This window comes from Bdellovibrio sp. BCCA (genome assembly GCF_037996825.1).
In the GTDB taxonomy this organism is placed as follows: Bacteria; Bdellovibrionota; Bdellovibrionia; order Bdellovibrionales; family Bdellovibrionaceae; genus Bdellovibrio.
In genome coordinates this window covers 1,671,995-1,696,014 of record NZ_JBBNAC010000001.1, presented here as the reverse complement: position 1 = coordinate 1,696,014, position 24,020 = coordinate 1,671,995, and the positions used below count along the sequence as shown (strand labels likewise).

Genomic DNA, 24,020 nt, shown 5'->3' with positions numbered 1-24,020 from the left:
AAATGCCGGTGAAAATATAAAAGGACTCTCATTTCAAAAAACAAATTCAGGAGTGAATATGAAAACAATCGTTCTCGTTCTTGCTACATTGGTGACTGCGAACTTCGCTTTCGCTTCAGCAAATCTTAAATGCGCAAAGATCGCAGAAAAAGAAGCCGCTAAATATGCAGAAATGTCTTTAAAAGAATTTAGACAAAACATGTCTTTGATCTGGGCTTGCAAATACAAACAAGACCCAAGCATTGAAGAAATTCAATTTGGCGACGGCAGCAGTCTTACGGGCGTTTCTCTAAAAATCATCAATGGCAAATGCACGGTGACTGATATCTACTCTGGTCAGGATGATCAAGACGGTGATGCTTCTTCTGATAAAGCCAACTGTCTTTAATTAAGAAACACCGAACTTTGAAAGACGCTTCCAGTCTTTCAAAGTTCGCACATACACGACTTTTCCTTTTAAATTCTCACGACCAAAAATTCGCAAAAGCTCCGGTCTCATTAACTTGTGAACACGCCATAAAGTTTTATAAAGCTTCACGGTGTGCGCCCAGGTGAGTTCATTGCAACCCTCCGGTAATTCTTCTCGTCTTGACCATATATTTTGAATCTGTCTTTTTGTGCACCACCAATAATGGCGCCACAAAGGAAAATCAATAAACACGACCCGGTCCGAAGCCTGAAAACGTTTTTCGATAATATCCAAAGGTCCATAACCATCAATAATCCAAGACGGTTGCCCTTGAACTTCATTTAGCCTTTGAATGGAATCACGATGCGGACGGATCCGCATTCCCGCCACGAACTGAATAGCATCGACATGAGTCAACGGAAGATCATGAATACGCGCAAGACGACGACTGAGGGTGGTCTTTCCACCACCTGCATTTCCGACCACCGCGATTTTCTGAATCTCACCTGATGCCATTGATTCCTTTGCGAGGCTGCACAATATGATCTATCAATCCGAAACCTTTTGCCTCTTCTGCATTGAGATAATAATCCCGCTCCATTGTTTTTTCCAGATACTTCATCTCTTTTCCAGAGTGTTTCGAATAAATCCCCGTCACAAGTCGTTTGGAACGAACAAGTTCCTTCGCATGAATTTCAATATCCGTCACCTGGCCACCGATACCACCGTCACCTAGGTGGGGTTGATGAAGCAAAATACGACTGTTCGGCATAGAAAAACGTTTTCCCGTTGTACCCGCCGTTAAAAGCAAAGACCCCATGCTTGCCGCCATTCCCAGGCAATAAGTCGCAACGTCACACTTCACAAATTGCATGACGTCGTAAATAGCGAGGCCTGCGGAAACAGAACCTCCGGGAGAATTGATATAAAGATGAATGTCTCTTTCTGGATCATTGACCTCCAAAAAAAGAAGCTGTGCCACGATGGAATTAGCGACCTCATCATTAATCGCAGTACCTAGAATAATAATACGATCTTTGAGCAGCCTCGAATAAACGTCATAACTTCTTTCACCAGCGGATGTGGATTCTATTACGTAAGGATGAATAGCCATAAATACCTCCTTCTTGATAATAAGTGAATAGTCATTTACTATCTAGAAATATGGGTAGACCTAAAAAAGTCAGTGATTCTGATATATTGTTAATAGCTTTTGAGATCATTTCGCGCGAAGGATTTGAGTCATTTACTTTTGAACAGATATCAAAAGCGACAGGGCTTTCCCCTGCGGCGCTCGTAAAACGTTTCAAAACAAAAAGACATCTTGCCTATTTAGCCCGAAATCGAAAATGGGACGAGAATATGGAGAAGATGAATACCGCAAAGGTTTCCGAACTCAATGGCCTTCAAGGCATTTTCGAGTTTCTTCGTCTTATCTCAAAAAGCGTGGATTCAAAAAGATTAGGCGAACATTTGCGTTGGCTTGGAACAGAGGCTGAGGATCCCAAGGCCAGAAAAAAAGTGGCGTCTTACTTTGCCGAAACACGAGGTATTTTTTATCGTCTTATCCAAGAGGCTATTTCCAATCGAGAATTAAAATCCGTTCATGATGCTCATGATCTGGCAATGACCTTAGAGGCCCTTGTCCAAGGTTCGATTTTTCAATTTGGTTTTCTCAATGAAAAGAATATTGAGCGACATCTTACCAGTCGAATCAACTCCGTTCTTCAGCCTTATCTCATCACAAGGCCAGCGATTACGACAAAGTGAAAAGCCGCCGCGACAATCACGAGAAGATGAAAAATTTCGTGATAACCAAAAACTCGCGGCGCAGGATTAGGACGCTTAAATGCATAAACCAAAGCTCCCAAAGTATAAATAACTCCGCCGATTAAAAGAGTCGTAACACTCCCCTGTCCTAAGGCGTTCTTAATCTCAGACATGTAAGGAACAGCCAGCCAGCCCATAATAATATACAAGATAGCAGCCAACCACTTGGGAGCTTTCACCCAAAAAAGAGATTGGATCACGCCAATCGCTGCTGCAATCCAAATGATCGTCAGAAATCTTTTTCCCGATTCTCCAGGAATTGCCAACAGTGCAATTGGAGTTCCGGTTCCTGCAATTAAAATAAATATCGCAGCATGATCCAAACGGCGCATCCACATGCGAGCTTCGGGCCTCCACTGCGGTCGATGATAAAGAGCACTGATGCCAAATAATCCGGTAAGACTTAATGAATAAATAATATTCGCAATAACGGCTGTGACATCATGACTTGCGGCAATCAACATGGCACAGGCTCCCAAAGCAAAAAAGAAAGCCGCCTGATGAAAGTGCCCGCGTAAAAGAGGTTTTGTCACTGCTGCTAAATCCGTTTTCATATTCCCTTTCTGAAGAGATTCTTGACCAACAAGAATTCTCTTAACATCATACAATTGGAATCGAGGACATTGTATGGAAATTCGCATGAAAAAAACTAGCGTCGAAGAATTAAACTCTCTTAGCAAGAACACGATGGTCGAACACTTGGGCATTCGACTGACGCGCGTTGAGGATGGTCTTCTTGAGGCCGAAATGCCTGTGGATCATAGAACTCATCAAGTTTTCGGAATTTTGCATGGTGGAGCCTCTGTGGTGTTAGCTGAAACTCTGGGAAGTATTGGCGCGTCTCTTTACGCTCCAGATACTCATCAGTGCATGGGACTTGATATCAATGCAAATCATATTCGCGCCGTGAGATCCGGAAAAGTGATCGGCAAAGCCTCACCGATCCACGTGGGACGCACAACACAAGTGTGGGAAATTAAAATTTTCACAGAAGATCAAAAGTTGGTTTGCATCAGTCGCCTTACAGTAGCGGTGGTTCCAAAACCGGCGTAGGAGGAATCCACTCCTCGCGCATTTCCTTGCTAAAATCCTCAAAGCGGCGAGGATCTCGGTTCATCAACTGACGAAATGACTCTGAGACCTCGGCAATCTTTCCATCTTTGGCGGCGCGATGAATACTCATCATGAGCTCTACATCCCAAGGCTCGATCGCAGATTTTTGCATGGATTTAATAGCGACCTCTTCGGTGACAGGAACATAGCACACCCGTCTTTGCACTTGATAAGAAATCAAAGAGACAACCTCGGCATTTGAGAGAGCTCGTTCTCCAGTAAGATCAAAAGAGAATTTATGAAAATACAGAGGATCTGTAAGAATTCGCGCGGCCACTTCTGCAGCATCTCGCGCATGTAAAAAGGAAATCCGACCTTCTCCCTGAGGCAGATAAAGAATGCCCTGACGAAGGGCTTCTCCCCAAGGATTTACAAAACTTTGCATAAAAATATTCGGACGAAGAAGGCAGTATCGCAAACCACTGTTTTTTAAAAGCTCATCAACCTCACCTTGCACACGCTGGTACAAATACGGTGAGGACACCGAAGCGCCAAAACCCGAAACTCTTAATACAAATTGCACTCCGGCAGCACGCGCGGCTCGGAAAACATTTGTCGCTTGTTGGACCATATTTTCAGCAAAAGGCTGCAAAAAGAAAAGGACATCGATATCACGAAAAGCCTGCTCCAACAGTGGAGCACTGTCATAATTCAACTGCAAACCACGTATTCCAGCAGGAAGACGATCTAAAGAGCGTGAAGCCGCAATAAAATCAACTCCTGACTTGTCTAAAAGCTTTACTAACTCTTGGCCCATAGTGCCACTTGCACCTGTGACCATCATCCGAAGCCCCATAATGGCCTCCTATCAATATTATGCCGCTTATCGGTCTAAATAAGCTTTGATTCTTGGCAAGAGTCCGCTTGACTCCCCCTGGGTTTCACGATCTAAATACTTAAGTGAATTTTTTCGCCGAAAACCTACAGGTTTTTAAAAAAGTATTCCTACCTCTGTTCGCCCTGGTCGTTCTGTCGAGCAACATAGACCAGTACCTGAATCTTCATATCGAAAATGCGCTGAGAGACCCTAATGGAGCTCAAAATCAGGTTTATTTCTTTGGCTTTCTTTCGATTATTTCGAGCATTGTTTTTCCAGTGATCCTTACGGCCGTAGCTCTTTACTCTTTAAATACTCTGACGGGCTGGACAAAATCTCTTGGCGATTTCTTAGGGAAAAATCTGAATCAGATTTACATTGAGACTTTAAGGTCGTGGGGAAAAACCCTTCTTTGGTCGTTGCTTTTTATTCTTCCAGGAGTCTGGAAGTTTATTGAATACAGTCTTGTTCCGTTGGTCGTGACCTCTTCCCAAAAATACGACGAGGGTCAAGAAGACGCGCTTAAAAAATCAGCATCGATTGTCCGCCACAATTGGGGTAAAGTTTTAGGGGTGTTTTTGCTTTTCCATCTTTTTATTCCGGTGATCCTTTCTTCTTTTTTTGATTCGTATCGCCTTATTTGGAAAACGCCGCTCGCAAGTCTTATCTTGTCAGCGCTGGACACTTATTTGCTTTTGGTTTCAACTCATATTTTGTTCAATATTTATAGAAGCGAGGTAAGAAAACATGACGCTCATGTTTAATTGGAAAGATATTAAAAATCGTGGTCGCGGTCTGACTTTCGACGACGTCCTTATCACTCCTGCACGTTCAGACATCCGTTCTCGTCGTGACCCACATCTTACTTCAAAGTTGACGAAAAAAATCTCCATCGAGATGCCGATCATCAGCGCCAACATGGACACCGTCACTGAATACGACATGGCCTTGGCAATGAATCAGTTGGGCGGCATTGGTATTCTTCACCGCTTTATCACGACAGAAGAACAAGCTTCTCAAGCTCGTCGCTTGAAAGAAGCAGGCGTAAAAAATATTTCTGCCAGCGTTGGTGTGGGCGAAGAATTTAAAACACGTGCGAAGTCTTTGATTGATGCAGGTGTAAACCTGATCACAATCGACATCGCTCATGGTCACTCCATCCAAATGATGGAAACTTTGAAATGGCTTAAAGACACGTACCCACAAGTTGAAATCATCGCAGGAAACATGGCGACTCCAGATGCGGCTCGCGATTTGATCGAAGCTGGCGCTGACGCTATCAAAGTGGGTATCGGTCCTGGCTCTATGTGTACAACTCGTATCATCACAGGTTGCGGAGTTCCGCAATTAACAGCGATCGCTCTTTGCGCTGAGATCGCTGACAGCTACGGTGTGCCGGTGATCGCTGACGGCGGTATTCGTACGTCAGGTGATATGGTGAAAGCTTTCGCCGCGGGCGCAAGCACCGTGATGCTTGGAAGCATGCTTTCTGGAACCATTGAAACTCCAGGAGAAATCAAAAACGGTAAGAAACAATACCGTGGAATGGCTTCTCGTTCTGCTCAAGATTCATGGCGTGGTGGCGTTCCAGAGGGAATGGCTCCTGAAGGAGAATCTACGCAAGTGAATGTTAAAGGACACGTGAAAGACGTGATCCTTGAAGTTGCGGGCGGAATTCGCTCTGGAATGAGCTACGTTAACGCGACAACTATTGCTGAAATTCGTGAGAAAGCTCTCTTTATGGAGATGTCAGCAAATGGTGTTGCCGAGTCTCGTGCCCACGGGGTAAGAATTTAAGAATGTCGAATTCAGATTCTCGACCCATCGGCGTGTTTGATTCTGGGATCGGTGGTCTCACCGTTCTCAAAGAACTTGCTTTGCAATTCCCCCAGGAAAATTTTCTTTACTTGGGGGACACCGCTCGCCTTCCCTATGGGTCGAAGTCTCCACAGACAATTCGCAAATATTCTGAACAGAATATTCAGTTTCTCGAAAAACAGAATGTCAAAGCCATCGTCATTGCCTGTAATACGGCCTCAAGCCAACTGACAGAGCACGAGTTCGATGGTTTGCCTATTTACAATGTGATCGAACCCGGCTCACAAAGAGCCTTAGAAGTTTCTCCTACAGGCCGCATTGGTGTTCTAGGAACCAGAGCCACGATCAACAGCCAAGCTTATACAAAAAAAATCATGGAGATGAACTCAAAGGCGCAAGTCTTTGATCAAGCTTGCCCCCTTTTTGTCCCTTTAGCGGAAGAAGGTTGGGATTCAGATCCTGTGACGAACTTGATTGTGTTCCGTTATCTTAGTCCTCTTTTACAAAACCATATCGACACTTTGATTCTGGGTTGCACGCACTATCCAATTTTAAAAAATTCTATCGCGCGTGTGACGGGCTCTTCCATTGAACTTGTAGATTCTGGCGAAGCAATCGCCAGATGGCTTCATCACGATTTCACACAAGGGCGCCTTGGCAAAAACACCTCGAACGAAAATCGTCATATTGATATTATGACAACAGACCACTCTGTCCACTTTACAGAAGTGGCTCATAGAATTTTAAAACCTGTTAAAGCGGATGAATTCCGCGTGGTAGATTTATAATATGCAAAACACAGTTCTCTTCTTTGGCGGCTCTTCAGATGAAAGATTGGTTTCAACGGCTTCAGCACAGAACTTGTGTCAGCAATATGGATTTACGAAAATCTGGTTCCTAACAAAATCTGGAGGCGTTCATGAGATTCAAAAAACGGATCTTCTTCAGCACGCCGATGCTTTCACTCAGGAATTCTCTCCGAAAGCAGGAACACAAATCGCCTCGGGATTAAAAGAAGCAATGCCTTTATTAAAAAATCACGTTGTCTTTATGGGTTTTCACGGCACCGAAGGTGAAAACGGAGAGATGCAGGCCTTGCTTGAAGAGTTTCGTATTCCCTTCACGGGATCGGGCTCTCTGGCCAGTCGCGACTGTTTCGATAAAGTGCGTGCAAAGAAAACCGTTGCCGCAGCGGGAATTAAAACGACAGATGAACTTTCAGTAAATCCAAAATCTGCAGAAAGCTTTGAAGCTCTTCGTGCATTTTTTAAACGTCATTCAAAAATCGTTTTAAAGCCGACAGCGAATGGCTCCAGCATTGGTTTATTTATTGTCGATAGCGAATCTATTTTAGAAAATGCGATCAAAGAGATTTCCAAGAAACCGGAAACTCCGTACCTCGCAGAAAAATTTATCGTCGGTCGCGAGTGCACCATCGGGATTTTGCAGACACCCCAAGGCCATCAAGCCTTGCCAGCTTCTGAAGTGATCATGCAGTCAGGTCGCAACTTTGACTATAGCGGAAAATACCTGGGCCAGGGCTCTACTGAAATCACTCCTGCAGAGGTAAAGCCGGAACAAATGAAGGCCTTGCAAGAAGTTTCCATGAAGGCACACAAGGCGCTTAACTGCTACGGTTATACAAGAACCGATGTGATTCTTTGTGCAAATGATGAGATTATTTACTTAGAGACCAATACTCTTCCTGGTCTTACAAAGGCTTCTTTTATTCCACAGCAACTTGCCGAAGCTAAAATCAATATGACTGATTTTATTGAGCTGCAATTGCGTTGGGCTTTAGAGCGCTATAACTAAATACAAATCTCTAACGGCAGTTCCTGAAGGTTGTAGACGCTGGCCATGGAGTATCCATAAGCGCCAGCATCCATGACGGCGACAAAATCACCTTCCGAGATACTTGTGAGAGTTTTATCTTTAGCAAAAAAATCTGCAGACTCGCAAATAGGCCCTACGATATCGGCTTTGATATTTTCTAATTTTTTTACGAGCGGCATGATCATATGATCTGCCTCGTATAATGAAGGACGAATCAAATGATTCATACCTGAATCAACGACCACAAAAGTTTTCGCTGATGTCTTTTTAATGTACTGCACCTGAGTAATCAAAACGCCACAGTGACCTACAAGCCAGCGCCCCGGTTCACTTTGCAATTCACAGTTTAAGTCGCTTAAAGTGTCCAAAGTGATTTTCGCATAATCACGCAAAAGACTTTCTTCAAGTTCTAAATCCAAGCGATCATAGAAAATCCCAACGCCTCCGCCGAAATCAAAGCGCTTTAAAGCAGGAAACTTTTTTTGTAAATCCACAAAGATCGTTTTCAAAGTTTTAAGCGCTTCTTGATAACCCGAAAACTCCATCATCATAGAACCCAAATGCAAGCTCACGCCGACAAGATCAATGGAGCCCGCATGCTTTTCCAAACATTGGATCAACTCGGGAATTAGCGAAAGCTCCATTCCAAATTTATTATCTTTTAGGCCGGTCGCAATATAGGGATGAGTTTTGATATCAATATCGGGATTCAAGCGCAAAGCCACCGAAGCCGTTTTACCAAGCTCATTGGCAATCGTTCCAATGCGCTCCAGCTCCGGCAAGCTTTCCACATTGATTTGATAAATGCCAAGCTTCAAAGCTTCCGTGATCTCATGGCGGGTTTTTCCAACACCGCTATAGACGATGTCTTGCACGGTAAAACCGCTCTCTAAAGCACGTTTAATTTCTCCTAAAGAAACCACGTCCGCACCAGCTCCTAATTTTTTGAGATGTTGCAGGATTTCCACATTGGGATTGGCTTTCACCGCGTAAAAAAGACGCGTCTTTCCCAACGCTTTTTTCATGGCTTGATATCTTTGCGAGATAAAATCGAGGTCGTAAACGTAGATAGGCCGCATATAGTTCGCACACAAAGGCAAGAGCGCTTTCTTTAACGGACCTAGGCATAACTCATTGTTGATGTATTCCATACCGACCTCTGCTAACATCATGGCGCAAGAAGGATACTTTGTCATGAAAACTTCTATTTTTACTTACACTTCCAAAGGCATGCCGGTCATCGCCTATGAGTTTACAAATGGAGGCCCGGAGGTTCTTATCCTGGGCGGCGTTCACGGCGACGAAATTGAGGGGGTCATCGCATCCCAGGAACTTCTGAAAAGATTCATGGAGTCTTTTCCTTACAAACTCAATCTGACTTTGGTTCCGCAGTTTAACTTTGAAGGTGTGATTTTCAAAACTCGTGGCAATGGCAACGGTGTCGATTTAAATCGCAATATGCCAACTAAAGATTGGTCCCCTGAAGTAAAAACTCCACGCTATCATCCAGGACCTTTTGCAGGCAGCGAAAATGAAAACAAAGGTTTGATGACTTACCTTGAAACCAAAAAACCTGTTTTCATTTTGTCTTTGCATTCATGGCATCCGGTTTTAAATATGAATGGAAACTGCCGTCCTGTCGCCGAAGTCTTGGCACAAAGAACGGGTTACAAAATCGATGACGACATTGGATACCCCACCCCAGGCTGCCTTGGCACTTACACGGGGATCGAGCGCAATATGCCGACACTGACATACGAAATCGAAAGAGGTCTTTCTGCAGAGAAGATCATCGAAATCCATGTTCCGGCCATCATGGAATCCCTGAAGGTTTTAGAAAAATAGTTTTTGTAGGAGAGTTTATGCAAAATGAAGTGAATCAAATCTATTCAGACGTTCAAGGCGGAAAGACTGTCGACTTACTTACCACGAATGAACTGAAAGCCGTTTTTGAAACCATTGAAGGTCTGGATGCAGGACGATTGCGTGTCTGCGAAAAAAAATCGGAAGGCTGGATCACTCACGAGTGGATTAAAAAAGCGATCTTGCTTTACTTCCGCATTCAAAAAATGGATGTGATGAAAGCCGGCGATTTTACTTATTTTGATAAAATCCCTGTAAAACAATGGAGCGAAGAAGATGGCGTGCGCGTTGTACCCCACGCTCTAGCTCGCAAAGGTTCGTTCATTGAAAAAGGCGCGATCCTGATGCCTTCTTACGTGAACATCGGTGCTTACGTGGGCTCTGGCACCATGGTCGACACTTGGGCTACAGTGGGTTCTTGCGCACAGATCGGCAAAAACGTGCATCTTTCTGGCGGTGTTGGTATCGGCGGCGTTCTTGAACCTGTGCAAGCAAGTCCTGTGATCGTCGAAGATAATGCCTTTGTTGGCAGCCGTTGCATCGTTGTTGAAGGTGCCGTGATTGAAGAAGGTGCGGTTCTTGGCGCAGGCGTGACTATCACTGCGAGTACAAAGATCATTGATGTAACGGGATCTTCTCCTGTTGAATACAAAGGTCGCGTGCCAGCAAACTGTGTCGTGATTCCCGGAACACAAATGAAAGATTTTGCAGCAGGAAAATACGGCGTACCTTGTGCGTTGATCATTGGAAAAAGAAAACCAAGCACAGACCTAAAGACATCTTTGACAGACGCTCTTCGCGACTATCAAGTAAGCGTTTAATTATTTCATTCTTAGAGCATCGGAAGGCTTCACTTCCGATGCGGTTCTTGCCGGAAGATAAGATCCGAACCAGGCAATCAAAGCACTGACAACCAGAACACCAAAGACAAGTCCGTAATCAACCAAAGCTGGCAATGACGGGTCGTAATAAATTTGCGACGAAATTAATTTAAGCGGATGAGCTTGAATATAAAGACTCAATCCTGTTCCGACGATCACTCCGGTTAAAACTCCGACGGATGCCAATAAAAACCCCAAAAGCGTGAACGTACGAACCGTTTGCTTTCCTGAAAAACCAATTGTACGCAAAATCGCAATGTCTCTTCTTTTTTGCGACAACAAAAGAGCCAACACCGTTAAAATAGAGCTTGCCGCGATAATTCCTGCAAGCCCTAAGAAGGTTCCAATAGTCAGCTTTTCCAGCTTAAGTGCATACAACAACGCCGAGTTGCGGTCCATCCAAGTTTCCACACTCACGTCAGAAAACTTAAGCAGATCTTCTTTCACATTTTCAACTTTGCTTTCATCCGCAAGCCACACTTCGATCCCCAGCTTGCGCATGCCTTCATTAACCAACGAGTTTAAAGTTTTCTCTCGTTGATAAAAGATATACTGCGAATCCACATCCGGAAGACTCGTCGTCACGATACGTTTGATTTTCACTCTTTCAAACTTAGGTGTTTCCCCTGGAGGCAATAACAAACCTGACGGCGCTACCAAAGTCACATAATCGCCTTCAAAAACGCCCAAAGACTGCGCCAAATCCACACCCATAATCACTTCGCCAGTCTCTGGAACATCATGAGGATCCCAGAAATACGCAGGAGAATCTTTATCCTGATTCTTTTTCTCCATTTTTTGAAGCTGCTCGATAAAGTAACCAAGACTGTCCTTCGTCACTCCCCGAGCCACGCCTCCACGGAATTGCCCGTCTTGACTGCGAATGATCACGTCTTGAGTTTCATAAACGTAGGCTTTGTTTTCAGGTTCCTCTTTAAGGCGCTGGAATACAGGATGAGCTTCAAGGCCCGCCGCTGTAGAAATTCCTGAAGCTTGAACGTAAAGATGAGGTTCTAAACCTAAGATGCGTTTTTTAATAGACGCATTCATTCCATTCATCACAAATAGAACGACCAGAAAGGCTGTCACACTGATCGAAATTCCAATCAACGAAAGCCAGGAGATTCTGCGAATCAAAGCCCCAGCTCTTTTAGAAAAAATAAAATGACGGAATAAGTGACCAACTAACACCCCCTTATCATAGGATTTTCAAAGGGGGATTCAAGACTTTTTTACTTACTATTGGCTGGAAGGCGCTCTGTGGCTTCTTCTTCTTTCACTTCACGCACACTTCCGCGCATGAAGAAGCTCTTTTGCATTGCTTTTAAAACCACGACGGTTTCATTCAAGGCCTGAACCAGTTTCATGCTAGCCCCCGGAAGCTCCGGCTCAACAGCTTGCATTGCAGGCCCTAAAGCTTTTGTCACAGTCGCCAAGTTTTGTGTCATCGTTGCAAGATCTTTGGCAAGATCCGGATTTTGCTCATTGAGTTCAGGCAAAATCTTATTGATTTCTTTTGTCGTGATCGCCAAGTTCCCCATGAGTTTTTGCACGCCATCATCATGCGTCGCCTGCTTGGAAAGTTTGATCACTTCCACAGACATCGTGTTTAGATTTTTTACTAAGGGATCAAGTCTATCGATCACACGAACCAGACTCTCTGCACGGCTTTTATCCGCAAAAGCATCCATAATGACTTGCATGCTCTCTAAGATACCGCCCAATTTTGAGAGGTAAGTGTTCATATTTTTACCGCTCATCAGAGTCATCAAATCCACTGTTTCAAGAGACTTCACCGCACTCTGCGCCGGAATGATCTCAAATTGCTCAGTGCCAACAGAAAGATCCAAAACTCTTTCACCGATGATAAAAGGACGAATCAGCTGCACGGTGCTGTTTTCGCGAATTCTGTTTTGGAATTTTCCTAAAACATAAAATCCCACGCGGATTTTATTATCATTTTCCAATTCCACAGTTTCAACAGCGCCCGCACGAAGACCCGACATCTGAACCAGAGTTCCCTGATGAATTCCATCGGCGTTTTCGAAAGTTGTCGTATAGCGAACCTTAGGCTCAAACCAGCCTTGCTTGATGGCGGCACTCAATGCCGTGAGGATCACCCCAAGAATAGCGAGCATCACGAACAATCCCGCGACTCTTTCAAATTTATTGAACTTCACCTTCATCATAGATGAACAACTCTTTTCTCAGGATCTACAGCTTGATAGTATAGCTGACCTTCATCCAAGTGAATAATTTGATAAGCAAACAGATTCATGAACTTTTCATCATAAGAACTAATGAAAACATGATTAAAGAAACCTTCTTTGCGAAGTTTATGGACGTGATCGACAAAGAGATAAACGCTGTCCTGCCCTAAACCCACACTCGGATCATCCAACAAAAGAACTTGCGGACGCATCACTAACGCACGCATTAAACAAGTCAACTTACGCACACGACCCGGCACATGCGCTGGTCTTTCATGAGCGAATTTTTCAACACCAAATTCCTTAAACATGCTTTCAACACGTTCTTTGGCTTCGGCCGGCGTTACGACTTTATGATAAAGAAGAGGCAACATCAGATTATCAAACAACGTGCGATTGTTAATCAAACCACCATAGTCAAACGAATAACCGATTTGCAAACGATACGGCAAAAACTCTTCAAACGACATGTCGACAACGTTTTCACCGTTAATCAAATACTTTCCCGACTGGGGAATTTGTAAACCCGCAAGAATTTGCAAAAGCGAACTTTTACCCGCACCCTCTTCGGCTTTCACCCATAAAATTTCATTCATCGGGAAGTCAAATTCAACATTTTGAACAATCGGATCTTGTCCGTCATGAGTGAACGATACACCTTCAAACTTAAGATTTTCGATTTTCATTAGACCACCCCTAAAGTGCGAAGTTGATTTAAATAAAACAAAGCTGAAATCATTAGATTAAAAATAACGACGAAAATAATACTGTTCACCACAGCCTGAGTTGTGACCTGGGGAACTTCGTGCGGACTGCGTTTCACAGAGAGTCCTTGAAAACAAGAAACAACGAAAATAATCATGCCGCTAAATCCGTTTTTAAGCAGGAAAATCAGGACGTCTTCTTTAGCAAAAGCCTTCATCAAAGAGTCCGTATAAAACGTAAATGGCATATCCTGCACAAATCGCGTGACAAGAAAGCCACCGATCAAGGCAATGACGTTAAAGTAAAAGGCCAATCCTAGAACACTGATGATTCCACCGATAACACGAGGGAAAACGATGAAACTCAAGGGATTAATCCCCATACTTTCAAGAGCTTCGATTTCTCTATTTGCCCGCATATTTCCGACCTCAGAAGCCACCGCAGTTCCGGAACGCGCAATCACGACAAGAGCCACCAGCAAAGGTCCCGCCTCGCGCAAAACCATCACGATCAGAAAGTTTCCGATCATTTGCGTTCCACCTAAAAGACTTAGGTTCGATAGCGACTGCAGAATCATGATAGATCCCACACCGAGAGCTAAAACGGAAATCAACGGAAGAGCCTGCCAACCTGTAAAATAAATCTGCGCAGAAATGACGCCGAAAATTTGTCGAAATCCTTGGGCTTTATCTAAAATCGTTGCACGAAGTGAAAGATAGACCATCAAGAGGACACGTGCCGTGTACTCCAAATTCTTTGTAACAGATCTTCCTAGCGAATCTATCTGCGCCAGTAAAGAAGTCATGATAAGTCCCTCGATTTCTCTAGTGACTTATCGGAAATACGTACAAAAATGCGATTAGATCAAGGTCCTGATTTAGTAAGCCCAAAGAGAGTAAAACAGGGATTTTAAAGCTTCAAAGTTCGTCTCCCAGACGGAAGACTCGTATCGACCACCCACAATGGAGTGTTTTTGAATGTAAATGTTTTCAGGAAACGTCGCTCGAAAAGTTTGGTAAGAGCGATACATATGAAGCCGTGACGTCACTAATAAAATATCGCGACATTTCAATGCCTCCACAATCGGAAGACTTTGTTGGGCATTACCGTAGGTTGTTTCAGAGCGACGATCTAAGACAACGTCATTCTCAGAAAGATTTCCATAAAAAGACCACACAGGCATAATTTCACGAAGTCGTGCGTTGGAATAAACGCCGGAGATAATCAACTTCTTTACGTTTTGGTTGGCGAGAAGATCGAAACCTTCCCGCACCCTGCCCGCGCCTCCGGTCAACACCACAGCGCAATCCGCTGTGGGTGTTTTTAACCAGGACTGCACCGTCTCTTTTTGGACTTTTTGGTATTCATCGTAAAAACGATAAACCACAACACCGCTTAAAAGCAGCAAAGCCCAAAAAGATTTCGATCGCAGCAAAGACTTAGCGATGCGCAATGACTTCGATCTCCACGTTAACACCTTTTGGAAGCCCTGCTACAGCCACAGTGGAACGTGCCGGAGGAGCATCTTTAAATGCTTTCGCGTAAACTTCATTCACAGTCACGAAGTCACTCATGTTTGTGATGAAGATTGTCGTTTTTACGATATTGCTGAAATTCATGCCCGCCGCAGAAAGAACAGCATCGATATTTCTCATCACCATTTCAGTTTGAGTTTTGATATCGCCTGTGAAAACCTCATTCGTTTTTGGATCAATGGAAATTTGTCCAGAGCAGAACAAAAAGTCGCCCATTTGCACGGCTTGAGAATAAGGACCTACTGCTTTAGGAGCATTGTCTGTGTGAATAACTTTTTTCATTTAAATCCTCGCTTAGAAATAGAAAATAATACCCGCGTTGAACGGACCATCCGCAATAGTTCTGAAACGAACATTGTCAGCCGAAATCACGCCCACGCCACCTTCAAATGTGAATGCCAATGAATCCAAACCTGTAAAGAAGAACTCTCCGCCAAAAAGAGCGTTCAATTCAAAACCAGATTCTTTGTCTCCCGCTGTTTCAAAATTCACAAGCCCTACAGAGCCGCCCATGTAGAAGTTCATATTGTCTTCTTTAAAGACCACACGACGCACACCTGCATTGAATGAAAACTTTGAGTAATCTTTTTGCGTGTCGATACCCAAGCCACCCGTCACTGAAAGATCCGGCGCAAAGTGATAAACTGCCGCAAGCTCTGGCAAATCCAAAGAGGTGTTTTTCTTTACACCCACTCCTAAACGGTTGGACAACTCCTTAGCTTCTACACTTCCCGCCAATGCCACCAAGCAAAGGGAGAGCGTTACTGCCATTTTTTTAAGCATTTTTACTCCTCATTTCTATTTTTTAAAGCCACTTTATTAAATGCAAAACGCGGAGAGCGCGCAAAAGGATTCTGTTTCTTACAAGAGGTGTCATGCTTAAATGAGAGACTCGGCGATGCCAGCTAAAAAGGCAGAGCTAAAATTCGTTGGTGTGGCATTTTCAGCTTCCCAGATTTTTTCTTTTAGAAAACGGAAGCCCACACCCGTTTGTTTCATCGTGGTTAAAACACCCTGATCAATTTTTTCTGCAAAGAGGACAAACTGGGCCTCCACCGGAAGTTTGTCGGCGGGAACTTGATTGGGGAACCCTTTTTGATCCGCACGCTCGTGCGTGCACACTAAAACAGTCTTAACAGATTCTTCCAAAGGAACTTTTTTAATCAGACAGCGATTCAAAGACAGCAAGGGATGTTTTTGATAGCTGTTTTCTTCATCCAAAGTTTTTTTATCGTCCTCAAGATAGTACTTTCGAGTGACACTTTCTTGTAAATCATAAAGCCCCACATCCGTAAGAAGTCCTGACAAGAAAGCCGTCATCGGATCACCTTGCCCGGACTTAATCGACATCAGTGCAGCGTAGGTAGCAATCCATGGTGAGCGCCAGTAGGAACTCAACTCACTATCAACGGCTTCACGAAACACATCCCACAGATTTTCTTCACTGCGCATGATCGTAAAAAGCTCTTCGCCCACTTTTTTTAAATTTTGATAAGCTTCAACCGCAACACTTTCACCGGACGCTTTAAAATCAAAAAGAATGTTTTCATTCAAATGCAAAGAATAAAAACAAACAGCCAAGAACAAAGCCCGCGCCCGTTTTTTAAGAGCCGCTCCTGAAGTGTCATAGTAATTATTAATGTACTGAAGATACTTTTCACTGTCCTTCATCTGGATAAAAAGACCCTCGGCCCTTCCAAGACGTGCAAATCGGTCATCGGACAACACGGTGTTGCTATACACCACGGCCAAATATCTTTGATTGAGTTCCAAACGAATAAACGCCGGGAACACCATTGTTGTCATAGGAAATAAATCTGTGACTTGAATTTCAAAATATTGCGAGCGACAACGATACAGACAGAGATATTCAAACTTCAGCGTCGAAAAAAATTCTACCTGCGAAAGAGGTGTTATACGCGGATTTTGACTTTCCAAATTTTCTTTTGAAAACGCCGTCCCCATCACCGTCACGATGCGCGAACGTGGAAAAAGACGTAAAGCTTCATCCACTCTTGCTGAAAAGTCTTGAATGGATTCTTCTTTATCCTGAGCTACCAACACCAATTGCGCTTTTATAAGATCACCTAAGGGACCTTGAGGAAGCTCTGAGTACGCAAGGTGACGAAACGTAAAGTGATGTGCGGACACGACCTGTTTGACGCGATTTAGGACCTCTTCTGATTGACTGAGAATCAAAAGTTCGAGTTTCTGTCTGAATAAAGAAGAAGGTCGTTTTTCGCTCATGCGCCGTTATTAAAATCTTAATGTACAGACCCTGGACTGCCAACAAAAGTTTTCCTCGTTGACATTTTGTGGTCTGGCGCAAATCCTAAATTCTACCAGTATGAGAAAGGATTTTTATGAAACTGCTTTGCACCTCTATTGTCGCCCTTCTTTTGTCTGTAAATGCCTCTGCCGCTCTTTTAACTCCAGAGGGAGCCGGTGAAAAAATCGAAAAAATTTCGTTGTCTACAGGAGCAACAGCCAACGTCGAGGGTGAAGCCATTAAGCTCACTTCTGTTGGAGCAGGTCTTCGCGCGAAAAAAGTTGTGTTCGTTAATGTGAAAGTATATGTGGGCCAACTCTTTGTAGCATCTCCTGAGTCTTTCAAAAAGGCCGACGCTGAAGCGTTAGGCTCCTTGAAAGATCAAAAGGCCGTTGCCGTGCAAATGCATTTTGTCCGCGACGTCGATGCTGAAAATGTTCAAAAGTCTTTTAAAGAAGCACTTAAGGTTAACAAAATTGATACTGAAGACTCTTCAGTAAAACAGTTCTTGGATTCCGTCTCTAAAGGCGGAGAAGCTAAAGAAGGAAAGGCTCTGACTGTCGTCGGTGCACATCTTAAAGATGGCAGCGAAGCGATTCTGTATGAAACAACAAATGGTAATGTTTCTGAAATCAAAGGTTCAACAGGTCTTATTGAAAAGATCTTTTCGATCTGGCTTGGCAAACCTTCCGACGACGGCGTAGCCCAGTTAAAAAAATCTTTCTTAAAGTAATTCTATAAATCCAGAAGCCGGTATCCAACACCGGCTTCTGTGACAATCACTTCTGGCGTACTGTCACGCAGCTTTAGTTTCTTCCTCAAAGCTCCCACATAAACACGCAGGTAATGCGTATGCTCCACCGATTGTGGTCCCCATACTTCATTAAGAAGCATACGATGAGTGACCACTTTTCCCTTATGTTTCATAAGGACCTTTAAAATATTAAACTCTGTGGCGGTCAGCTTCACGTGCTCCCCTTCCACCGTCACCGTGTGACCAGGAAGATCGACCTTCACTGGGCCACTTACTAAATCCGTCTTATCAGAAAATGCTTGTTGCGAATGTCGCAGAGCCACGCGCATACGCACTAAAAGTTCAGGAACACTAAAAGGCTTCGTGATGTAATCGTCGGCTCCACCATCCAAAGCATTGATTTTATCATTATCAGAGTCCTGCACCGTTAACACGATCACGGGAACTTGCGACCATCCACGAATTTCTTTAAGAACTTCTAAGCCTGTCATATCAGGCAGACCCAAATCCAAAAGCACGAGATCAGGTCGGAGGGATGCCACCAACGACAACCCCTCACGAGCTTGAGTTGCTTCATCAACATGATAACTGTTGGCTTCAAGACTCACCCTCAAAAGCTTACGAATAGAGGCTTCGTCATCAATGACTAGAACTCTTTTCACTCCGTCTTTCATGATCCCTCCTGCAAAGCCTGGGGCGGTCTTTCATAAGGAAGTTCAATCACAAACTCCGCACCTGTTGTGTCCCGCCTGTTCTGAGCATAAACGCGACCACCATGGGCTTCAACAAGAGCTTTCACGATAGCAAGGCCTAACCCTACTCCGCCTGTGGCGCTACCGGGCACACGATAAAAAGCTTCAAAAATCTTCTGCAAGCTTTGCGAAGGAATTCCAGGACCTTGATCTTTCACTCTTAAAAAAATCTTCTTATCTTCCTGCTCTAATTCCAAAGAGATCTCCGTCTCTGGCGGAGCATAGCGAACTGCATTGCTCAGAAGATTTAATAACACATGCTCAAAAAGTTTTTCATCCACTTGAGCGTAGCAAGATCCTGACTCGCTCTGAATAATCAGCTTGTGGTGAGCCGCCAGTCGCCCAAGCTTTGCAGGAATGCCTGAAAGAAGATCAACGAGGTCCACCCATTCTCGTTTTAAACGCAAAGCCCCGGAATTCAGACGTGACATATCCAAAAGATTTTCGACCACCTGATTGAGCCTCAAAGAAGAATCAATAATATCTTGAACCAGTTGTTCTCGCACATTTTCCTGAGCAAAAACTTTCTTATCCATCACCGCTGAAGCCGAGCCAATAATAGACGTTAACGGAGTTCGCAACTCATGAGAAACCGAGTTCAACAAAGCCTGATGCAGGTTTTCAGAAGCTTCTAAGACTTTCATTTTTTCAGATTTTTGCTGGAGTCGCATGCGATCTAAAGCCATCCCCGTCTGAGCACAAACATTTTCCAGAAAATTCTGCTGATCGAGGGACATCACCGCTTTTTCACGTGGATAAAACAACAAAACGCCAACGGTCTTTTCTTTGGCCTTTAACGGCAAACTCAAGCAGCGCGACTCAGATAAAGTCTCTGTTTTCCATCCGGCATTTTTTCCATTTTCAAATGACCACAAAGCCAATGCGAAATCTTTATCATCCACCTTAAGATCATTAAAAGACTTGCGTAACAGTTTTCCTTCCTCATCAGCTAGAATAATTTTAATTTTTCCATTCAAAAGTCCTTCCAGACTTTGTGAGGCCGCTAAACACACATCTAGAATAGTCAGCGACGAAGAAAACTCACGGACCAACTCATAAAGACTTCGCGTGCGCTGCTCCCGTCCCTCCAGATCTTTATCGCGACTGCGAATGCGCGCTGCCAAAACACCACACAAAAGTGCGACCAAAAAATAGGCCAGACACATCATAACGTCTTCGGGAGCAGAAATCGCAAATGTCATACGCGGCGGAATAAAAAAATAGTTCCAGACGAGAGCACTCAAAACTGCGGCGAAAAGAATCGGACCCTGGCTTGCCACCAGACCGATCATCATCATCGCCATAAGATATATGAATCCCACAGAGCGATAACCCACGTAAGGCACAAGAAGACCATTTAAAAAACTAATGCCAACGATAAAACAGAACGAATACCAGTACGCAATCCCTGCGGCATCAAAGCCAGGCGGTGTCCATTTCCATATCTTTCGCCGAGGCCCTTCTTCTTGACGAATGATGTGAACGTCCACAGTACTGCTTTTTCCAACAAGTTGATCTAACAAAGATCCTTGGCCTTTGAGAACTTCCCACCAATGACGTTGTGGACGCCCCATGATAATTTGCGTGACGTTGCGCTCATGCGAAATCAGCCGAATAGCTTCAGCGATATTTGAATTTCGCAGAGAAATCACCTCGGCCCCCAGTTCACGGGCTAAAGCAAGATTTTTGATGAGCATTGCCTGATCTTCGTCATTCAACCGGTCTCCGGTATCAATATGCAAAGCGATCCAAGGAGCTTCCAAACTGTAAGCCATGCGACGAGTCGCCCGAATCAGTCTCCCCGAATAGGGACTGTGACTGACAGCCACAAGCAAACGTTCTTGTGTATTCCAAGGTCCCACGATTTGCTGTACGACCATTTGATCTTGCAGATCCTGATCAACTCTCTCTGCCGTATAGCGAAGAGCCAACTCACGCAACGCTGTCAAATGAGTTTCGCGGAAAAAATTTTCTTCCGCCCGAACAGCCCGGTCACCTTGATAAACCTTTCCTTCTTTCATCCGCTTTAAAAGGCCTTGCGCCGTAATATCAATGAGTTCAATTTGATTGGCCATATCTAAAATAGAATCAGGAATCCGCTCATTGATGCGAACGCTGGTTATTTGCTGAACCAAATCCGCGCGACTTTCAATATGCTGAACATTCACGGTCGAATAAACGTCAATTCCCGCATCGAGAAGTTCAATGACATCTTGATAACGTTTAGGATGTCGCGAACCCGGAACATTGGTGTGAGCCAACTCATCAACTAAAACAATCTTAGGCTTTCTTCGTAAGATCGCATCGATATCCATTTCTTCAAGAACCGTGTCTTTATAGATAATTTTTCGACGAGGAATCACTTCTAATCCCGCAAGAAGCTCTTCTGTTTCCTTACGCCCATGGGTTTCGACGACCCCAACAACAAGATCTGCACCCTGACGAACTTGTTCAATAGCGGCTTTCAACATGGCATAAGTTTTTCCGACCCCAGGACACATCCCAAAAAAGACGCGAAAATGACCTCGGTCTTTTTTCTCTTCTTCTTTCTTGATCCCCTCAAGAATCCGATCCGGGTTGGGACGGCAGTCATCACTCATAATTGCTTATCCAAGGCGAGATTGAGTTTTAGCACATTCACCCTTTTTTCGCCGAGAAGGCCTCCTTGACGACCTTCAGTGTAATCCTCTATCAGCTTTTCAACTAGCACTGTTTGTTCTTGCGACAACTTGCGTTCTTGAACAATGCGTTGCACTTGATCCTTCGCAGCTTCGGGTGAAATATGCGGGTCCAACCCACTCCCTGAAGTAAATAACATCTCATGGCTCAACCCTTGTGCTTTTCTTTGTAGCACAGATTTTTTTAAGTTTTCACTCGTAGGAGAGGCATTGGAAGCTCCTGATGCCACCGTGGCATAATCACCTGCCGACGGACGCGGCCAAAAATATTTTGGATTTACAAACTTTTGCGCAATCAACTCTGATCCCACCGGACTTCCCTCCCTTTCAAGAAGGGACCCATTGGCTTTATAAGAAAAAAACAGCTGCCCCACACCCGTCACCGCTACGGGATAAAGTACACCGGTCATCAAACTGAGAACGATAAATATCTTGATAGAAATAATGAAGTTTTTCATTAGACCAACCCCATACTCACAATGAGCACATCAATAATTTTAATTCCGATAAAGGGAACGATCATTCCCCCTAAACCATAGATCACTAAATTGCGTTGCAAGATAAGATTCGCCCCCATTGCACGATACTTCACTCCACGTAAAGCCAACGGCACCAATGCAATAATAATTAAGGCGTTAAAAATGACAGCACTCAATACTGCACTTTGCGGAGATTTTAATCCCATCACATTCAACGCCCCCAAAGGACCCGTGAGTCCGCCGTTGACGGCATAGAGTCCCGCAAACATCGCTGGAATAATCGCAAAATATTTTGCAACGTCATTGGCAATACTAAATGTCGTGAGAGATCCGCGTGTCATCAGCAACTGCTTTCCGGTCTCAACAATTTCAATAAGCTTTGTAGGATTGGAATCCAGATCCACCATATTTCCCGCTTCACGAGCCGCTTGCGTTCCCGTATTCATCGCAACGCCAACATCCGCTTGAGCCAGCGCCGGAGCATCATTTGTTCCATCACCCGTCATGGCCACCAGATGACCTTTGGATTGCTCTTCACGAATTCTTTGCAGTTTTGTTTCTGGAGTGGCCTGTGCGATATAATCATCAACACCTGCTTCCGCTGCAATCGCCGCCGCCGTTAACGGATTATCTCCTGTAACCATCACCGTGCGAATTCCCATACGACGAAGCTCAGCAAAACGTTCGCGAATCCCACCTTTTACGATGTCTTTAAGATGAATCACTCCTAAAACATGACTATCCTCACACACAACCAGCGGTGTCCCGCCTTGGCGTGCAATCGTCTCAACAGAGTGTTTGATCTCAGATGGAAAATATCCCCCCAAAGACTCTACGTGTTTTTGAATGGCATCCCCGGCTCCCTTACGTAAAGATCTCATTCCCGTAGAGCCTTGAATATCAATGCCGCTCATTCGAGTTTGCGCTGTAAAGGGAACAAACTGAGCATGATGAGGATCTAAATTCTGGGCGCGCAAAGAAAATTTTTGTTTCGCCAAAACAACAATCGAGCGCCCTTCAGGAGTTTCATCACTTAGAGAAGCTAACTGTGAAGCTTCAGCCAAGGCTTCCAAACTCACACCGGGAGCTGCAATAAAATCGCTGGCCATGCGATTCCCTAAAGTAATCGTTCCGGTTTTATCTAACATCAAAACGTCAATATCTCCTGCCGCTTCCACGGCACGTCCACTTTTTGCTATCACGTTTTTCCGAATAAGACGATCCATACCGCTAATGCCAATCGCGCTTAAAAGTCCACCGATGGTCGTGGGAATTAGACAGACTAATAACGCAATTAAAACAGGAACCGTCACAACGTGCGATAAATCTTGGCCCGCAGCTTTTGCTGAGTAGTCAGCAAAGAACTTCAAAGTAACCACGGCCAGCATAAACACCAACGTTAAAGACACCAGCAAAATCCCTAAGGCAATTTCATTCGGAGTCTTTTGTCGTTTGGCTCCCTCAACCAGACTGATCATACGATCTAAAAAGCTATGACCTGGATCTGCTGTGATACGAATAATAATTTTATCGCTGATCACACGCGTTCCTCCGGTCACTGCACTACGATCGCCTCCGGCTTCACGCACGACCGGCACTGATTCACCAGTAATCGCAGATTCATCCACGGTCGCAATTCCTTCAATGATTTCTCCGTCACCTGGAATCACGTCACCGGCCTCACAAACAACACTGTCACCTTTTCGCAATAACAACGATACAATACTTTCTTCTTTCCCATTCAAAAGCTTACGGGCCATTGTATGAGACCGTGTTTTCTTCATCGACTCAGCCTGGGCCTTTCCCCGCCCTTCCGCCAAGGCCTCCGAAAAATTCGCAAACAAAACAGTGAACCAAAGCCATAAAGCCAGCTGCAATTCAAAACTAAAACTGCTTCCTGAAGTCATTCTCTGAATGACAACCAAGGTTACAACCAAAGCCCCTAACCACGTGATCATCATCACTGGATTTTTATACTGCACTCGCGGATCAAGTTTGACGAAACTATCTTTGCAAGCTTGTTTAACAATGGATTTATCTGAAAAAGTGGATGATGAACTCATAAAAACTC

At 44.3% G+C, this 24,020-nt stretch carries 27 protein-coding genes; 10 read left to right on the top strand and 17 right to left on the bottom strand.

All coding sequences use genetic code 11. The features are described 5' to 3' along the window. The first annotated feature begins 58 nt into the window (after positions 1 to 58). Positions 59 to 388, top strand: coding sequence for a hypothetical protein (locus tag AAAA78_RS08400; RefSeq protein ID WP_340591410.1), 330 nt, complete (start codon positions 59 to 61; stop codon positions 386 to 388). Here AAAA78_RS08400 and AAAA78_RS08395 read toward each other — a convergent pair whose 3' ends face one another. Then, positions 389 to 925, bottom strand: a complete 537-nt coding sequence (locus AAAA78_RS08395; RefSeq protein WP_340591408.1) for a hypothetical protein — start codon at positions 923 to 925, stop codon at positions 389 to 391. Next, positions 912 to 1,523, bottom strand: a complete 612-nt coding sequence (locus tag AAAA78_RS08390; protein WP_340591406.1) for an ATP-dependent Clp protease proteolytic subunit — start codon at positions 1,521 to 1,523, stop codon at positions 912 to 914. Before AAAA78_RS08390 ends, AAAA78_RS08395 begins: the two co-directional genes overlap by 14 nt. A gap of 23 nt (positions 1,524 to 1,546) precedes the next feature. Between AAAA78_RS08390 and AAAA78_RS08385 the strand changes: the two genes are divergently transcribed. Continuing rightward, the gene (locus AAAA78_RS08385; protein WP_340591405.1) at positions 1,547 to 2,179 is read left to right on the top strand and encodes a TetR/AcrR family transcriptional regulator; all 633 of its coding nucleotides are present in this window, start codon (positions 1,547 to 1,549) and stop codon (positions 2,177 to 2,179) included. On the opposite strand, the gene trhA is transcribed toward AAAA78_RS08385, so the two are convergent. Further along, positions 2,143 to 2,793, bottom strand: a complete 651-nt coding sequence (gene trhA, locus AAAA78_RS08380; protein WP_340591404.1) for a PAQR family membrane homeostasis protein TrhA — start codon at positions 2,791 to 2,793, stop codon at positions 2,143 to 2,145. The genes AAAA78_RS08385 and trhA overlap by 37 nt on opposite strands. A gap of 73 nt (positions 2,794 to 2,866) precedes the next feature. Between trhA and AAAA78_RS08375 the strand changes: the two genes are divergently transcribed. Continuing rightward, on the top strand, positions 2,867 to 3,292 hold the full coding sequence (locus AAAA78_RS08375) for a hotdog fold thioesterase (RefSeq protein ID WP_445291977.1): 426 nt from the start codon (positions 2,867 to 2,869) through the stop codon (positions 3,290 to 3,292). On the opposite strand, the gene AAAA78_RS08370 is transcribed toward AAAA78_RS08375, so the two are convergent. After that, on the bottom strand, positions 3,261 to 4,148 hold the full coding sequence (locus AAAA78_RS08370; protein ID WP_340591402.1) for an SDR family oxidoreductase: 888 nt from the start codon (positions 4,146 to 4,148) through the stop codon (positions 3,261 to 3,263). The two genes, AAAA78_RS08375 and AAAA78_RS08370, sit on opposite strands and share 32 nt — an antisense overlap. A 104-nt stretch (positions 4,149 to 4,252) precedes the next feature. On the opposite strand from AAAA78_RS08370, the gene AAAA78_RS08365 reads away from it, so the two are divergent. Genes AAAA78_RS08365 through AAAA78_RS08350 form a run of 4 tightly spaced genes read left to right on the top strand, consistent with a single transcriptional unit; the run spans position 4,253 to position 7,802 of the window. Next, entirely contained in the window at positions 4,253 to 4,933 is a 681-nt protein-coding gene (locus tag AAAA78_RS08365; protein ID WP_340591401.1) for a hypothetical protein, read from the top strand. After that, positions 4,926 to 5,966: a guanosine monophosphate reductase gene (locus tag AAAA78_RS08360; protein WP_340591399.1), complete on the top strand. Its 1,041-nt coding sequence runs from the start codon at positions 4,926 to 4,928 to the stop codon at positions 5,964 to 5,966. The genes AAAA78_RS08365 and AAAA78_RS08360 overlap by 8 nt, the downstream gene beginning before the upstream one ends. Before the next feature lie 2 nt (positions 5,967 to 5,968). After that, positions 5,969 to 6,775, top strand: a complete 807-nt coding sequence (gene murI, locus AAAA78_RS08355; protein ID WP_340591397.1) for a glutamate racemase — start codon at positions 5,969 to 5,971, stop codon at positions 6,773 to 6,775. 1 nt (position 6,776) lies between these two features. After that, on the top strand, positions 6,777 to 7,802 hold the full coding sequence (locus AAAA78_RS08350) for a D-alanine--D-alanine ligase family protein (protein WP_340591396.1): 1,026 nt from the start codon (positions 6,777 to 6,779) through the stop codon (positions 7,800 to 7,802). Here AAAA78_RS08350 and lysA read toward each other — a convergent pair. Next, positions 7,799 to 9,019: a diaminopimelate decarboxylase gene (gene lysA / locus AAAA78_RS08345; RefSeq protein WP_340591394.1), complete on the bottom strand. Its 1,221-nt coding sequence runs from the start codon at positions 9,017 to 9,019 to the stop codon at positions 7,799 to 7,801. The genes AAAA78_RS08350 and lysA overlap by 4 nt on opposite strands. On the opposite strand from lysA, the gene AAAA78_RS08340 reads away from it, so the two are divergent. Further along, a complete protein-coding gene (locus AAAA78_RS08340; RefSeq protein WP_340591392.1) occupies positions 9,018 to 9,668 on the top strand; it encodes a M14 family zinc carboxypeptidase in 651 nt (216 codons plus the stop codon). The genes lysA and AAAA78_RS08340 overlap by 2 nt on opposite strands. A 17-nt stretch (positions 9,669 to 9,685) precedes the next feature. Continuing rightward, on the top strand, positions 9,686 to 10,507 hold the full coding sequence (locus AAAA78_RS08335) for a 2,3,4,5-tetrahydropyridine-2,6-dicarboxylate N-succinyltransferase (RefSeq protein WP_340591390.1): 822 nt from the start codon (positions 9,686 to 9,688) through the stop codon (positions 10,505 to 10,507). On the opposite strand, the gene AAAA78_RS08330 is transcribed toward AAAA78_RS08335, so the two are convergent. The 8 genes from AAAA78_RS08330 to AAAA78_RS08295 form a co-directional block, all read right to left on the bottom strand. Beyond that, the gene (locus tag AAAA78_RS08330) at positions 10,508 to 11,758 is read right to left on the bottom strand and encodes an FtsX-like permease family protein (RefSeq protein WP_340591388.1); all 1,251 of its coding nucleotides are present in this window, start codon (positions 11,756 to 11,758) and stop codon (positions 10,508 to 10,510) included. 41 nt (positions 11,759 to 11,799) lie between these two features. Further along, positions 11,800 to 12,756 (bottom strand): MlaD family protein, encoded by a 957-nt coding sequence (locus tag AAAA78_RS08325; protein ID WP_340591387.1) that lies wholly within the window; start codon positions 12,754 to 12,756, stop codon positions 11,800 to 11,802. After that, positions 12,753 to 13,463: a cell division ATP-binding protein FtsE gene (locus tag AAAA78_RS08320; protein WP_295903524.1), complete on the bottom strand. Its 711-nt coding sequence runs from the start codon at positions 13,461 to 13,463 to the stop codon at positions 12,753 to 12,755. Before AAAA78_RS08320 ends, AAAA78_RS08325 begins: the two co-directional genes overlap by 4 nt. Further along, entirely contained in the window at positions 13,463 to 14,287 is an 825-nt protein-coding gene (locus AAAA78_RS08315; RefSeq protein ID WP_340591386.1) for an MlaE family ABC transporter permease, read from the bottom strand. The genes AAAA78_RS08320 and AAAA78_RS08315 overlap by 1 nt, the downstream gene beginning before the upstream one ends. Before the next feature lie 72 nt (positions 14,288 to 14,359). Beyond that, positions 14,360 to 14,935: a YdcF family protein gene (locus AAAA78_RS08310; RefSeq protein WP_340591384.1), complete on the bottom strand. Its 576-nt coding sequence runs from the start codon at positions 14,933 to 14,935 to the stop codon at positions 14,360 to 14,362. Beyond that, positions 14,922 to 15,299: a RidA family protein gene (locus tag AAAA78_RS08305; protein WP_340591382.1), complete on the bottom strand. Its 378-nt coding sequence runs from the start codon at positions 15,297 to 15,299 to the stop codon at positions 14,922 to 14,924. Before AAAA78_RS08305 ends, AAAA78_RS08310 begins: the two co-directional genes overlap by 14 nt. Before the next feature lie 12 nt (positions 15,300 to 15,311). Next, on the bottom strand, positions 15,312 to 15,800 hold the full coding sequence (locus AAAA78_RS08300) for an organic solvent tolerance protein (protein ID WP_340591380.1): 489 nt from the start codon (positions 15,798 to 15,800) through the stop codon (positions 15,312 to 15,314). A 96-nt stretch (positions 15,801 to 15,896) separates the two neighbouring features. Continuing rightward, entirely contained in the window at positions 15,897 to 17,264 is a 1,368-nt protein-coding gene (locus tag AAAA78_RS08295; RefSeq protein WP_340591378.1) for an HD domain-containing phosphohydrolase, read from the bottom strand. A 116-nt stretch (positions 17,265 to 17,380) separates the two neighbouring features. Here AAAA78_RS08295 and AAAA78_RS08290 point away from each other — a divergent pair, with 116 nt between their 5' ends. Beyond that, the gene (locus AAAA78_RS08290; protein WP_340591376.1) at positions 17,381 to 18,019 is read left to right on the top strand and encodes a hypothetical protein; all 639 of its coding nucleotides are present in this window, start codon (positions 17,381 to 17,383) and stop codon (positions 18,017 to 18,019) included. Positions 18,020 to 18,021: 2 nt separating this feature from the next. Here AAAA78_RS08290 and AAAA78_RS08285 read toward each other — a convergent pair whose 3' ends face one another. From AAAA78_RS08285 to kdpB, 4 genes are read right to left on the bottom strand one after another with little or no spacing between them, the layout of a single operon-like run. Next, the gene (locus AAAA78_RS08285; protein WP_340591374.1) at positions 18,022 to 18,714 is read right to left on the bottom strand and encodes a response regulator transcription factor; all 693 of its coding nucleotides are present in this window, start codon (positions 18,712 to 18,714) and stop codon (positions 18,022 to 18,024) included. Further along, positions 18,711 to 21,392, bottom strand: a complete 2,682-nt coding sequence (locus tag AAAA78_RS08280; protein WP_340591373.1) for a sensor histidine kinase KdpD — start codon at positions 21,390 to 21,392, stop codon at positions 18,711 to 18,713. Before AAAA78_RS08280 ends, AAAA78_RS08285 begins: the two co-directional genes overlap by 4 nt. Continuing rightward, on the bottom strand, positions 21,389 to 21,928 hold the full coding sequence (gene kdpC / locus AAAA78_RS08275) for a K(+)-transporting ATPase subunit C (protein WP_340591371.1): 540 nt from the start codon (positions 21,926 to 21,928) through the stop codon (positions 21,389 to 21,391). The genes AAAA78_RS08280 and kdpC overlap by 4 nt, the downstream gene beginning before the upstream one ends. Then, a complete protein-coding gene (gene kdpB, locus AAAA78_RS08270; RefSeq protein WP_340591369.1) occupies positions 21,928 to 24,012 on the bottom strand; it encodes a potassium-transporting ATPase subunit KdpB in 2,085 nt (694 codons plus the stop codon). Before kdpB ends, kdpC begins: the two co-directional genes overlap by 1 nt. Positions 24,013 to 24,020: the final 8 nt, after the last annotated feature.